General features: G+C 67.7%; 12 protein-coding genes. 7 read left to right on the forward strand and 5 right to left on the reverse strand.

Going from position 1 to position 13,325, the window contains the following annotated elements:
• The first annotated feature begins 52 nt into the window (after positions 1-52).
• Positions 53-871 carry a succinylglutamate desuccinylase/aspartoacylase domain-containing protein gene (locus tag ACP99_RS13935; RefSeq protein WP_049987186.1) on the forward strand — a complete coding sequence of 273 codons (819 nt, stop codon included), beginning with the start codon at positions 53-55 and terminating at the stop codon, positions 869-871.
• Between the two features lie 19 nt (positions 872-890).
• Here the strand turns inward: ACP99_RS13935 and ACP99_RS13940 are convergent, their stop codons facing one another.
• The gene (locus ACP99_RS13940) at positions 891-1,340 is read right to left on the reverse strand and encodes a UPF0179 family protein (RefSeq protein WP_049987187.1); all 450 of its coding nucleotides are present in this window, start codon (positions 1,338-1,340) and stop codon (positions 891-893) included.
• 160 nt (positions 1,341-1,500) lie between these two features.
• Here ACP99_RS13940 and ACP99_RS20085 point away from each other — a divergent pair, with 160 nt between their 5' ends.
• The gene (locus tag ACP99_RS20085; RefSeq protein WP_156105736.1) at positions 1,501-1,779 is read left to right on the forward strand and encodes a hypothetical protein; all 279 of its coding nucleotides are present in this window, start codon (positions 1,501-1,503) and stop codon (positions 1,777-1,779) included.
• A gap of 184 nt (positions 1,780-1,963) precedes the next feature.
• Here ACP99_RS20085 and ACP99_RS13945 read toward each other — a convergent pair whose 3' ends face one another.
• Together ACP99_RS13945 and ACP99_RS13950 are read right to left on the reverse strand one after the other, a co-directional pair.
• Complete coding sequence (locus tag ACP99_RS13945; RefSeq protein ID WP_049987188.1) at positions 1,964-2,977, reverse strand: amidohydrolase family protein; 1,014 nt, start codon at positions 2,975-2,977, stop codon at positions 1,964-1,966.
• Between the two features lie 79 nt (positions 2,978-3,056).
• A complete protein-coding gene (locus ACP99_RS13950; RefSeq protein WP_049987189.1) occupies positions 3,057-4,286 on the reverse strand; it encodes an HD domain-containing protein in 1,230 nt (409 codons plus the stop codon).
• A 597-nt stretch (positions 4,287-4,883) separates the two neighbouring features.
• Between ACP99_RS13950 and ACP99_RS13955 the strand changes: the two genes are divergently transcribed.
• From ACP99_RS13955 to ACP99_RS13965, 3 genes are all read left to right on the forward strand, one after another.
• Positions 4,884-6,518: a sensor histidine kinase gene (locus ACP99_RS13955; protein WP_049987190.1), complete on the forward strand. Its 1,635-nt coding sequence runs from the start codon at positions 4,884-4,886 to the stop codon at positions 6,516-6,518.
• 65 nt (positions 6,519-6,583) lie between these two features.
• A complete protein-coding gene (locus ACP99_RS13960) occupies positions 6,584-6,913 on the forward strand; it encodes a cupin domain-containing protein (protein ID WP_049987191.1) in 330 nt (109 codons plus the stop codon).
• Positions 6,914-7,000: 87 nt separating this feature from the next.
• Entirely contained in the window at positions 7,001-7,837 is an 837-nt protein-coding gene (locus tag ACP99_RS13965) for an RAD55 family ATPase (protein WP_049987192.1), read from the forward strand.
• A gap of 26 nt (positions 7,838-7,863) precedes the next feature.
• Here the strand turns inward: ACP99_RS13965 and ACP99_RS20995 are convergent, their stop codons facing one another.
• The gene (locus ACP99_RS20995) at positions 7,864-10,170 is read right to left on the reverse strand and encodes a hybrid sensor histidine kinase/response regulator (RefSeq protein ID WP_081927477.1); all 2,307 of its coding nucleotides are present in this window, start codon (positions 10,168-10,170) and stop codon (positions 7,864-7,866) included.
• Between the two features lie 129 nt (positions 10,171-10,299).
• Here ACP99_RS20995 and ACP99_RS13975 point away from each other — a divergent pair, with 129 nt between their 5' ends.
• Entirely contained in the window at positions 10,300-11,085 is a 786-nt protein-coding gene (locus ACP99_RS13975; RefSeq protein WP_049987193.1) for a VOC family protein, read from the forward strand.
• 52 nt (positions 11,086-11,137) lie between these two features.
• Here the strand turns inward: ACP99_RS13975 and ACP99_RS13980 are convergent, their stop codons facing one another.
• Positions 11,138-11,422 (reverse strand): DUF5779 family protein, encoded by a 285-nt coding sequence (locus ACP99_RS13980; protein WP_049987194.1) that lies wholly within the window; start codon positions 11,420-11,422, stop codon positions 11,138-11,140.
• 414 nt (positions 11,423-11,836) lie between these two features.
• Here ACP99_RS13980 and ACP99_RS13985 point away from each other — a divergent pair, with 414 nt between their 5' ends.
• Entirely contained in the window at positions 11,837-13,102 is a 1,266-nt protein-coding gene (locus tag ACP99_RS13985) for a homocitrate synthase/isopropylmalate synthase family protein (RefSeq protein WP_081927478.1), read from the forward strand.
• The last annotated feature ends 223 nt before the right edge of the window (positions 13,103-13,325 follow it).

The raw sequence follows: 13,325 nt of genomic DNA on the forward strand, positions 1-13,325 counted from the left end.
GTTCGTCCCGACAAATAAAGAGATTTGACCCTCCGTCGCTTGCGAGGTAGCAATGCGAATCTACGAACTCGGGGAGGGGACACCCGAGGTCGCCGTCGTCGGATCGGTCCACGGAGACGAACCCTGCGGCGAGCGGGCCATCGAACGCCTCCTCGCCGCCGAACCGGACGTCGAGCGCCCGGTCAAACTGGTCGTCGCGAATGAGGAGGCGCTGGAGGCGGGCGTCCGCTACCTCGACGAGGACCTGAACCGCGCGTTCCCTGGCGACGCGACCGCCGAGAGCCACGAGCGCCGCCTCGCACACGACCTCGTCCGCGAACTCCGCGGGAAGACCGTCCTGTCGCTGCACTCGACGCAGTCGTACGCCGAACCGTTCGCGCTCGTCGACGAGGTGGACGCGGTGTCCCGAGCGATCTGTCCGCACCTGCCGATAGAGTATCTCGTCGAGACGGGGGCGTTCGCGGCCGGACGGCTCATCGATCACGCCCACACCATCGAGGTCGAGTGCGGCCTGCAGGGCACCGACCGCGCCGCCGACAACGCCTACTGGATCGTCCGCGCGTTCTTGTCGGCCACCGGCGTCCTCCCCGCACCGGTCGAGGGCGAGGAGGAACCGCCGCTGTCGCTGCACCGCCGCGACGAGGCCGAGGTGACCGTCTTCCGGATGCTGGATCGGATCCCGAAGGGACCGGCCGAGGAGTACCGCGTCTTCGTCGACAACTTCCAGCGGGTCGCGCCGGGCGACCTCGTCGCCGCCGCCGACGGCGACGAGTTCAGCGCCGACAGCGAGTTCTACCCGGTGTTGCTCTCGGCGAACGGCTACGAGGACGTGTTCGGCTACGCGGCCGACCGGCTCGGGACGCTCGCGTAGGGCGGACGATGCTTCGCGATCACTCCTCGGGCGGCGCGAGTTCGACGAGCGTCAGGTCCCTGTCCAGATAGCAGAACTCGTGGGGCGGATCGCCGACGACCTCGTCGATCCGGTACTCCGTCTCGAAGTCCGCGCCCTCGGGGACGCAGTACTCGTGGCTCGGACACTCGGTGTGCGGGCAGGGGCCGGACAGGCTCACCTTGCTGCCCGCGTACGCGCCCTTCGCGGCGACGTTGGCGGTGATCGACGCGGGCTCGACCTCGACCGCCCGCACGCCGGTGTCGTGGACGGCGCAGTCCAGTAGCTGCCCGGCCTCGCGGACGTCCGTCACCTCGTAGCGGACGCCCTCCGTGAGGTTCAGACACTGCTGTCGGTAGGGGCAGCCCTCACAGGCCGCCGACTCGCCGCCGTAGACGAACTCCGTCCCCGGCGACGCGAGCCGATCGCCGATGAGCGTGACCTGGGTCATCGGGTGGCGGTACTCGTCGCGCGCTGTTAAGCCTGTGCGTCGATCGGGACGTTGTGTCGCTGGGCGTGACGGGGGTGTCGTAGAAAAGTTCTCACACTCGAATCAAGAATTGCTCAAGGTAAATAAGATATATAGCAGTCCTGTTTAAAACCCACAACCAGTGGCGCTCGAATCATCCCGACCAGGTATCCTCAGGACGGTTGGTGCCTATGCGCTTTTGTTAGTGGTTCTCCACCCGATTGCGCTGATACTCCTGGGCTGTTTCGGTATCCTCGTCACCGCTCCCACGACCGGTTTCGGCCCATCGATTATGGCCCGTCTTTTTCCCGAACTCGAACGCACTGTTTCAATTATCAGCGTCCTCGCTATCGGGATCGGAAGTGCTGAAATCGTCTTCTACTACAAAATCCTCCCGCGGATCCGGGGTGTGCTTTCGTGACTTGGTTGGCACACACGGGAACCATTGCACCAGGGACTCTGTGATGGATCAATCGCTATAGGCGCCGCAATTTCTAACGGTTGATTCGGTTACGAGATCCTGAAATAAAACTGTTCCAAGAACTCTATGACGCTCTCGGGCGTGGAACCGCAGTCGATGATGAGACGACGTCGTAAGCCCCCGCTCACAGCAACACGTCTTTGACGTCGGCCGCGCCGGCGCGGCGGACCACCGCGCGGACGACGTCCTCCGCCCCGGCGAGGTTGTCGGAGTCGCCGTCGAGGACGAGCAGTTTGGCGTCGCGACCGGGCTCGACGACGCCGCAGTTCAGGTCTGCGATCGCCGCGCCGTTGACGGTCGCCATCTTGAGGACCTCGCGGGCGGGGACGTCCGCGAGCTTCGCGGCGAACTCCATCTCGCGGAACATCGACGGCGAGTTCAGCATCACGTTGTCGGTGCCGAGCGCGACGGTCGTCCGCTCGACCAGTTCGCGGATCGGCGGGACGCCGACGCCGGTGACGAGGTTCGAGCGCGGGCAGACCACGACGGGGACGTCGTTGTCGGCCACCCGCTCGTAGTGGATCGACTCGGGGTGAACCATGTGGACCACGAAGTCGGGATCGAGGTCCAGCGCCGGGTTGATGTCGTGGGGGTCGCGCTCGCCGGCGTGAATTCCGAAGAGCTTCCCGGCCTCGCGGGTCGCGTTCCGCAGTCGGTCGAAGTCGCCGTCGCGCGCCCCGGACGCGCCGAACCCGTCGGAGGCGTGCATCGCGTCCTCGGACTCGCGGCCGAGGACGACGGGGTCGATCGGGAGCCCCTGCGCCGCCTCGCGGATGTACTCGACGCCCTCGACGTCGCCCTCGCGGAACTCCAGACACGCGGCCGTCCCCGTGTCGGCCATCAGCCGGAGCGAGCGACGCATTGCCTCGACGGTCTCCTCGCGGCCGGCCGCCCGCAGCAGCCGATGTTTCAGCCCGTCCGGCGGCGCGACGAGTTCGTCGAGCGAGAGCCCCCCGCCGGCCTCCTTGGCGATCGAGTCGCCGATGTGGGTGTGGGCGTTGACGAAAGCCGGGAGCACGATGTCGTCCGAATACACGTCTGCCTCCTCGACGGCGACGATCTCGCCGTCCTCGACGACGACGCGGCCCCGGACGGGTTCGAGTTCGGGGCCACGCAGTACGGTTCCCTCGACGATCATTGCTACCCCGTCACCGGTACAGCGGCTTGAAACTCCCGGAGCCGACCGGGCGGCGTGGTACGCTGGTCGGGCATCGAGATCACGCGTCGGTGAACTCGTCGAGCGTCGCGGTCACGCCCGGGCGGACGTCGGAGACGAGCGCGCCGTCGATGTCGAGGCCGAGCGTCTCGACCGCCGCGCGGCCGACCGCGTCCGTCTCCGACGCGGGAGCGTAGACCCCGAGCCGCCACTGCTGGCGCTGCGCCGTCCGCAGCGCCGACACCAGCGGCGACTGTTTCCCCAACCGGCGCATCTCGCCGCTGACCATCACCCGCGAGGTCGACTCCGTCATCTCGGGGCGCTCGGGGACGTCGACGACGACGTGCGACGGTGGCAGGTCCACGCGAGAGGCGATCTCGGCTTCGAGGTCCCGGATCGTCTCGACGCCGGCGTCGACGACGTCGTCGGGGACGGCGTCGATCTCCGCCCAGACCGCCCGCTTGTACAGGTCGCGGGTGCGGAGGCGGCGGGCCGTCTCAGCCGTCGCGTCCGTCGTCCGCAGCGCGACGAGCAGGTCGTGGTCGTCCATCCGTCGGAGTGAGTCGGCGGCGGTCTCGGTGACGTCGAGCAACCGCTCCGCGCCGCGCCGGAGCATCGTCTTCGAGATGCGGGCGACGTGGTGCTGGTAGACGGTCGGGTTCATCAGCGCGCGCGCGAGCAACAGCGACTCGGCGGTCTGGACGTTCCCCTCCGCGAGGACGAGTTCGCCGTCGACGAACGTGAGTTCGCGGATGAGCCGCTCGTGGTCGATCGTCCCGTAGGGGACGCCCGTGTGGTGGGCGTCGCGGACGAGGTAGTCCATCCGGTCGACGTCGAGTTCGCCCGAAACCAGCTGTCCGTACTGGCCCTCGCCGGCGACGAGGTCGGCGACGCGCTCGGGGTCGAGGCCGTGATCGCGCAGGATCTCGCCCACCGAACCGGCCGCGAGCAACTCGTAGACGTCGTCGTGGTACTTCCCCGTGTGCCGGTGAGTCACGGGTTCGACGTTGTGGCTGTAGGGCCCGTGACCGACGTCGTGAAGCAGCGCGGCCGCGCGGATCTCCTCCGCGCGCCGACCCTCGATGCCGAGGTGCGAGAGCGCGCGGTCGGCGAGGTGATAGACGCCGAGGGAGTGCTCGAACCGGGTGTGGTTCGCCGAGGGGTAGACCAACTGGACGGTTCCCAGTTGTTTGACGTGTCGAAGCCGTTGGACCGGCTCGGTGTCGAGGAGGGCGGCGGCGACGCCCTCGACCTCGATGTGGTCGTGGACGCTGTCCTTGATCGTCGTCATACGTCGCGTTGGCGCGGCCTCGTACAAAAACCGTCGGTCGAACCCGGTCACCTCCGATGACGGTTTACCCGAATTTAGCCGGATTTAGCCCCCGTCTAAGGTGTGAATTCGGATTGACCGTCGACCCGGTTGAAGTCCCCTCGCACCCAAGCGTGAATCGCGACGTCGTGCCGCGCCGCGCGGCGTCGCTCCGCGGCCGAACCGAGGGATGGTCGGTGACGCCGCACTCCCACGCGGGAGGCTTCGGACGCTACCCCACTGGCGTCCTCGGCCTCGCGCCGTGGGTTCCGCGCCGGCCGGCCGATCTCCCGTCTCGGCCCGTCGGTGCGCTCGCGGACGGGCCTGACCACCCGTTCGCACGGTACCTCCGCGACCGCTCGCTGACCCCATTCGGCGACCGGCCCACAGAGGCACCCGGTCGTGGACGGTCACCCCGTCCACTCGATCGACACCCCTTTTGTCGCGTGTTCGAGGCCAGCGATCCCCCAGTCGCACCGAGACGCCGACGCCGTGAACCGACCGGGACGGTCGCATCTGTCACGCAATTCGGAGGGTTGATGGTGATCCCGGCTAATTCGGGACTACGATCTGATACGGATGTTCCCGCTGTTCTCGCAAAGCGTGCTGTACGGCGCGTACGTGTCCGCTTTCGCCGCTGCAGCCGTCGTCTCCTTTGCGATGGCGCCGCGGACCAAGCGGATCGAGCACGACGACACGAGACGGGGGCTCTTCTGGCTGCTGCTCACGAGCGGCGGCTGGGCGGCCGCACACGTCGGGTATCTCACGTTGCCGACGGTCGGACTCCAGTACGCGTCCTACGTGCTCGGGCTGGTCGTCGGCATCGCGTCGGTCGGCCCGTGGCTGTACTTCTGTTCGGCGTACACGGGGCGGTCGATACACCGAGATCCGACCGTCAGGCGCGCGTTCCTGGCCGTCTTCCTCGTGATAATCGCGGTGAAGCTCACGAACCCGATCCACAACTGGTACTTCGTCGCGGAGTGGGCGACGGAGCCGTTCGCCTACCTCGAGATGCGCCATCGCGCGTTCCACTGGATCGCGATGGGGCTGGCCTACGCGCTCGCGTTCGTCGGCTTCTTCATGCTCTTGGAGCTTTTCACCCGCGTCAACTCCGACACGCGCCCGCTGTTCGCGCTGATCGCGCTGACCGGGATTCCGGTGATCTTCGACGTCGCCGGCGCGGTCTCGCCGATGGTCCTCGACATCACCTACTCCTCGATCGGCGTCGCTGCCTTCTCCGTCGGCGTGTTCTCGCTGTACTTCGACCGGTTCCAGTTCGTTCGCGTCGCCGGCGAGACGGACAACCCGATCGTCGTCGTCGACGAGAGCGGCGACCTCCGGGATTACAACGGGCGCGCCGCCGAGCTGTTCCCGTCGCTCTCTGACTCGCTCGACGAGCCGCTGGCGGAGTTGGTTCCGGAACTGACCGACGCGATCGACGACTCGGAGGGGATACTCGAAGTCGAGAGGGACGAGACGACGCGGTACTACAACGTCTCGGCGAACCCGTTCACCACGGGCGGCGCGCAGACCGGACAGTCGATCGTCCTGACCGACGTGACGCACCGCGAGCGGTACCGCCAGGAGCTCGAAGCGAAAAACGAGAAGCTCGAACAGTTCGCGAGCATCGTCTCCCACGACCTCCGGAACCCGCTGCAGGTCGCGAAGGGGCGCGTCGAACTCGCCCTCGAACAGGACGACACGACGCACCTCGATCCGGTGGTCCGAGCGCACGCGCGGATGGAACAGCTGATCGAGGAGATGCTGACGCTCGCCCGGGAGGGCGTCTCGATCGACGAGACCGAGACCGTCGACCTCGGTCGGATCGCCGAGCGGTCGTGGGGGATGGTCGCCGCCGCCGACGCGTCGCTCTCGGTGGACCTCGGCGACGGGCCGACCGTCTCGGCGGACCCCGAGCGCCTCCAGCAACTGTTCGAGAACCTCTTTCGGAACGCGGTCGAACACGGCGGCGACGACGTCGTCGTGACGGTCGGTGCCCTCTCAGACGGAGCCGGGTTCTACGTCGAGGACGACGGCGAGGGGATCCCGGCCGACGAGCGCGAGGAGATCTTCGAGGCGGGCTATACGACGTCGACGAACGGCACCGGATTCGGTCTCGCGATCGTCTCGGAGATCGTCGAAGCGCACGGCTGGGAGATCCGCGCGGTGGACGGAACTGACGGCGGGGCGCGGTTCGAGATCCGGACCGAGTGAGTTCGCCGGCGGCCCTCCCGCGAGCGACCGACAACGTATAGGCGATTCCGACACACGGGGCAGGTATGACGAACCTCGATCTGTACGACGACGTCCGTTCGACGCTCGACCCCGCCGCAGAGGAGATCCAGACCGCGGAACTGGTCGTCACCGACGACGTGCTCGTGAAGGCGTTCGCGCTCGGGCCCGGCGCGGAACTGGAACCGCACGAGCACGCCGAGAGCACGAACGTCTTCCACGTCCTCGAAGGGTCGGTGGTGGTCGTGCGAGACGGCGAGACCGAAACCGTCGACGCGCCCGGGGCGGTCCGCCACGACCGCGGCGCGATCCACGGCGCGCGAAACGAGACCGACGAGACGGTCGTGTTCACCGCGAGCCTCTGTCCGCTGCCCTGAGCCTGGTCTCCGCGAGGCCGCCGAGGCAACCAGGCGCGCCGTCCCGCCGCCCGAAACGATTAACGGCGACGCCCGAGACGGGCGGGTATGGACCGCATCCCGTTCGGCGTCTCGCACTTCGACAGCGTCGTCGGCGGCGGCGCGCCCTCCGGGACGGTCGTCCTCCTCGTCGGCGAACCGGGCGCGGGCGCGCGGGAGTTTATGTACACGAGCGCGACGATGAACGCCGTCGCTCACGTCGATCCCGAGCTGTTCGAGCTGCACTACGGCGACCTCGACGAGACCGCGCGGCTCCCCGAGGAGGTCCACTACATCTCGTTCACCGACGACGAGACCAAGCTCCGACGGGAGATGTCCTACGTCCTCGACGACGACCTCGTCGACGCCGCGGCGGACACCATCCACGTCCGGGACCTCTCACCGGAGTACTTCCAGTTGAGCCCGGTCCCCCGCGAGTGGTACCTCGGCGAGACGACGACCCTCCAAGACCTCGGGGGCCGCGAGGAGCGGGCCTCGGTCCTCACCGCGCTCGGCCGTCACCTCAACGCGAACGCCCCGGAGAACCTCGTCGTCGTCGACTCCATCACCGACCTGCTGGCGGCCATTTCGGGCGAGATGACGTGGAACGACATCGCGATGCTGCTCCGCGGGCTCGGCAAGGCCGCACACCGGTGGGACGGCCTCGTTCTGGCGTACGTCAGCCGCGATGCGCTCGAACAGACCGAACTCGGCCACCTGATCGACGCCGCCGACGGGACTCTCCAGTTCGAGTGGGAGTCAGGCGGCTCGAAGCGCGCCCGAACGATGGTCGTCCAGGAGTTCCGCGGCGTCCTCTCGCAGATCGAACGCGAGAACATCGTCCGCTTCGAGACGGAGATCCACGAGGGCGGGTTCGACGTCAGCGACGTGCGAAAGATCCGGTGAGGTCGACGTCTCGGTCCCGACGCCGATCAGGCGTCCTCGATGTCCACGCCGGAGATCTCGAACCGGGCACCGCCGTCTCTCCCCTCGACCGCGCGGATCTCCCAGCCGTGGGCGGCCGCGCACTGCTGGACGATCGAGAGGCCGAACCCGGTCCCCTCGTGAGTCGTCGAGAACCCGTACTCGAACACCCGATCGCGGTCGTCGGGGGGGATCCCGGGACCGTCATCCTCGACGAAGAATCCCGTCCCGTCCTCGAGGGTGCCGACGGTCACATTCACGTCGTCGCCGCCGTGTTCGACCGCGTTGCGAAGCAGGTTCTCGAACAGCTGTCTGAGTTGCGTCTCGTCGGCCTCGACGACGCCCGAGACGTCGATCGCGACGTCGGCGTCGCCGGTGTCGACGTTCCGCCAGCAGGCGTCGACGAAGTCGGCGAGCGAGACGGATTCGACGTCGAGGTCGGTGTCGCGGTCGCGAGCGAGCGTGAGCAGGTCGTCGATGAGTTCGGCCATCCGGTCGTGGGCGTCGGCGACGTGTTCCAGTTGGTCGCTGTCGCACTCCGCCTGCGCGAGCTCTAAGCGTCCCTCGGCGACGTTCAGCGGGTTCCGGAGGTCGTGCGAGACGACGCTCGCGAACTCCTCGAGTCTGGCGTTCTGCTTGGTCAGTTCCCGCTCGCGCTCGCGCAGCCGCTCGTTCCGCTGGACCTGTTCGAGCGCGGTGACGATGTTGACCCCGAGGATCTCCGCGAGGACGACGTCCTCCGCGTCGAAGGCGTCCGGCGTGGGCGACCCCGCGATGAGGACGCCGTACTCGTCGAGCGGCACGTACAACTCGCTCCGGATCTCCGTGTCGGGGTTGTAGACGTCGGGGTCGGCGTGAACGTCCTCGATCGACTTCGCCTCGCCCCGCTCGTAGACGCGCCAGGCGATCCCCTCGCCCTCCGAGAACGTCGGCACCTCGCCGATGAGATCGGTCACTCTGCCGCTGTAGGCGACCGGGACGAGCCCGACGCCCTCCTCGTAGAAGTTGACCACGTTCGCGTCGAGGTCGAGGACCGTCTCGGCGGCGTCGACGCCGATCTCGGCAACTTCCGAGCAGCTTTCGGCCGTCATCAGCTCTCTGGCGGTCTCGTTCAGCGATTCGAGCCGCTTTTCGCGCCGTTTCCGCTCCGTGATGTCGTAATAAACCCACAGGTGGCCCTGCCCGGCCGGCAGTTCGATGGGACGGTAGTTCCGCTCGTACGCGCGGCCGTCTTCGAGGAGGAGTTCGTCGTTCCAGACCGGTTCGCGCTCCTCCACGAGGTCGTCGATCCGGGAGATGAACTCGCCCGGGGCGGCGAAGAGTTCGCTCACCTCCTCGGCGAACGCCTCACAGTCGATCCCGACGACGTCCTCCGGGTCGCCGGGAACCTCGAAAAGCTCCAGCAGGCGCTCGTTGACGCGGAGGACGTTTCGGTCCGCGTCTTCCGCGAGCACGCCGACCGGGAGCGTCTCGAAGAGCGTCGACCGCAGGATGTTCGTCTGTTCGAGTTCCTCGCGCTGTCGCTGCTCTTCGGTGATGTCCTCGAACTGCGAGAAGATGGTGATGATGTCGCCGTCGTCGTCGGTGACGACCCGGTTGTGCCACGCGCAGAGCCGCCGTTCGCCGTCCTTCGTGACGATGTCGTTGACGCTCTGGTAGCCGCCGCGGTCCGCGAGCAACTGCCGTTCGATCTCGGCGACGTGTCGACGCTCCTCCTCCGGGACGATCGGCAGCCACGTGCCCCCGACGAGTTCGTCCGCCGAGTACCCCGTGATCTCCGTGGCCGACTCGTTGACGCGGACGATCGTGAACGTCTCGTCATACTCGATCGTCCCCAGCGGCGACTGCTCGATGAACCGCGAGAGCCGCTTCTCGCTCTCGGTCAGCGCGCGTTGCGAACGGGTCTGCTCGACGGCGTTCTCGATCCGGTTCGCGAGGACGGTGTACTGCTCGGTGCCGGTCTCCTTCTGGAGGTAGTCGGTCACGCCCGCAGAGATCGCCTTGCTCGCGATCTCCTCGGAACCGCGGCCCGTAAAGAGGATGAACGGGACGTCCCGATCGAGCGCCCTGACCCGTTCGAGGAGTTCGAGCCCGTCGATCTCGGGCATCTCGTAGTCGCTGACGACGCAGTCGATCCGCTCGCCCTCGATCCGTTCGAGGGCCGACTCCGGGTCTGTCGAGGTGTAGACGGAGAAGGACTCGTCGAACCGCGTCAGAAACGCGGCCGTGAGGTCGACGATCGCGGGATCGTCGTCGACGTGGAGCACGCGAATTTCGTCCGGGGAGTCTCGCGCCGCTCCCGTCGTCTCAACCATATGAAGTCATACGCAAACGACTGGTATATAAGTTCGCGCCGGGGTATCGCCGCTGATAGCCGCACTGGACGCGGTCGAAGCGTCGACGACGGGCAGTACACCCTTGTCGGTCGAGCGCCAACTCGGGGTATGCTCACGGGGCTCCGCCGGCTCGGTCTGGAGGCGAAGTCGCTGGCCCGCGCCCGGACGTTCTACGAGGAGCGGCTGGGACTCACGCCCGTCGACGGCGTCGCTGACGTCACCGAAAGAGAATCAGCGGACGAGACTGCAGCCGTCGCCTATCCCGTCGGCACCTCCGATGCCGACGCCACCACGCTGCTGCTTCGCCGACCAGAGGACGCGCCGCGCGGCGGCGTACACACCCACTACGCGTTCTCGACGACGGCCGCGGCCTACCCCCGGTGGCGACGCCGACTCGCCGACCTCGACCCCGTCGAGTTCTCGTTCGGGTCGAGCGACTCGCTGTACGTCTACGATCCGGACGGCAACTGCGTCGAGATCGGGAGCGTCGATACCGACGCCGCCGACGCCGCGGCGCGGGACGGTCCGCCCGCATCTCGCGACGCCGCCGAGTCGGCACCGCCGCTCACGGGGATCTTCGAGGTCGTCTTGGAGGTGCTGGATCTCGACCGCGCGGAGGCGCGCTACCGCCGCCTCGGATTCGAGGTAGTCGACCGCGGCTCGGACCGGCGTCGAGTCCGCCTCGATGGCCCGGTCGCGCTGGAGCTGTGGGAGCCGCAGTTGGGGATCGCCGACGCCCGCGGGGGGCTGCACGTCGATCTCGCGTTCGCCGCACCGAACCCCGACGCGGCCGTCGAGGCCGGCGCGCCGTGGCCGGGCGATCCCGAGCCAGTCGAGGGCGGCGTCCGCGTCGTCGACGGCGACGGGCACGTGCTCACGTTTCTCCGCGCGTAGCGCGCGGGAGTCGTCGTAGCCGCAGTACGGCACGGTGCCAGTGACGCCGCGCTCAGAGCCGGTCGGTGTCGATGTTGACGCCCGGCGGCGCGACGACGAGGAACCGGCGGAAGTGCGTCAGCGATCCGCCGAGGTCTCTGACGGGCCGGGCGAACCCCTTCGCCAACTCGTTGAGGTCGCCCTCGACGGCGAGCACGAGGACGTTGTCGGACTCGACGGCGTCGATCCACACCTCGGGGTCGGTCGAGCCGTCGAGGATCCCGAGCACGACGTCGCCCTCGACGTCGTCGTCGAGGTGTTCTTCGGCCTCCGAGAGGTTCAGGTTGAAATCGCTCATAGTCTGCCTCACGCGAAGCGGGACGAAAAGGATTCGGACGCGTGTGACGGGAGTCGGACGCGGCGAGTCAGTCACTTCAACCGGGTCGGTCGGCGACTGGCCGGAGTTGCACGGTATCGCGGATGCACCGACACCGCGGATCGTGACTCGGTGGGCGTTCGTCCACTCCGGCGTGCGCGCGAGCGGACTCGGTGACCGATCGTCCGGATTCGAGGCGGAATTTGCGCCAACTCGCGGGTCGTGACACGGAGCCAGACCGCAGCGGGTCCGAGGTTCCAGTGACCCCGGTACCATCCCGAGAGGGCGGATTCCCCCGTGAATTCGGTGGTTCCACGCCTCCTTTCGCCAGACCGCGTCGGGAGCGGATTCGACCGCTGCGGCCGCTCACAGCGAAAGCCTTTAATATCTTTCCGGATCAGTGAACAGACACAATGTCTCACGACGACATGGAGGCTCAGTCGGACACCCCGGCTGGTCGAGTTCTTCCAGGGCACATTAGCCCAAATAACTGAATCCGAGATCGAGAACGTACGGATTTTCGACACGACGCTCCGCGACGGTGAGCAGTCACCACGCACCTCGTTCAGCTACGACGAGAAGCGCGACATCGCGGCGACGCTGGACGAGATGGGGACGCACGTCATCGAGGCGGGATTCCCGGTCAACTCCGACGCCGAGTTCGAGTCCGTGAGTGACATCGCCGCGTCGACGGACACGACCGTCTGCGGGCTGGCGCGCGTCGTCGACAAGGACGTCGAGGCCGCGATCGACTCCGGCGTGGAGCTGATCCACGTCTTCGTCAGCACGAGCGACGTCCAGCTGGCGGACTCGATGCACGCCTCCCGCGAGGAGGCCGTCGAGCGCGCCGTCGCGAGCGTCGAGCGGGTGAAAGAGGCTGGCGTCGAGGCGATGTTCTCGCCGATGGACGCCACCCGGACCGACGTCGACTTCTTAGCTGAGATCCTGAGCGCCGTCGACGAGGCGGGCGTCGACTGGGTCAACATCCCCGACACGACAGGCGTCGCGACGCCGACGCGCTTCGCGAGTATGGTTCGCGAGGTCAGCAAGCACACCGACGCGCAGATCGACGTGCACGCCCACGACGACTTCGGGCTGGCCGCCGCCAACGCGATGGCCGGCTTCGAGGCGGGCGCGTCGCAGGCGCAGGTGTCGGTCAACGGCATCGGCGAGCGCGCCGGCAACGCCGCCTTCGAGGAGGTCGTGATGGCGGCGGAGTCGCTGTACGGCGTCGACACGGGGATCGACACCACCCGAATCACCGAACTGTCGCGGATGGTCGAGGAGGCCAGCGACATCCCGGTTCCGGCGAACAAGCCGGTCGTGGGACGAAACGCCTTCTCACACGAGAGCGGAATCCACGCCGCGGGGGTCATCGAGAACGCCGACACGTTCGAACCCGGCGTGATGACGCCCGAGATGGTCGGTGCCCAGCGGGAGTTCGTCCTCGGCAAGCACACCGGCACCCACTCCGTCCGCAAGCGACTGGAGGAGTCCGGATTCGCGCCCAGCGACGCGGAGGTGCGGGAAGTCACCCGCCGCGTCAAGGACTACGGCGCGGAGAAAGAGCGCGTCACCGTCGACGTGTTGACGCGGTTCGCCCGCGAGGCGGACGTCGAGCGGACCGACGGAGAGGACGAACAGGAGGAGGTCCGCGCCTGATGGCGCGCGCGCCGGTTGCTCGTTTCCGCGAGCCACGGGTGCGCTGCCGACCGACTTTCCCGAGCGGGCGCGCGGCGCGAAACGTTAATTACCGACGAGACGAATCTGTGAGGTACGATGCGACGACGGCACACCAGCGCGAGGGACGCCGCGGCGGAAGCGGCGCCGCTCGCCCGCGTGCGCCGGTCGGTCGGCGTCGATACCGACGTCGACACGCAGATCA

The sequence above is a fragment of the Halobellus rufus genome (assembly GCF_000739575.1).
In the GTDB taxonomy this organism is placed as follows: Archaea; Halobacteriota; Halobacteria; order Halobacteriales; family Haloferacaceae; genus Haloquadratum; species Haloquadratum rufum.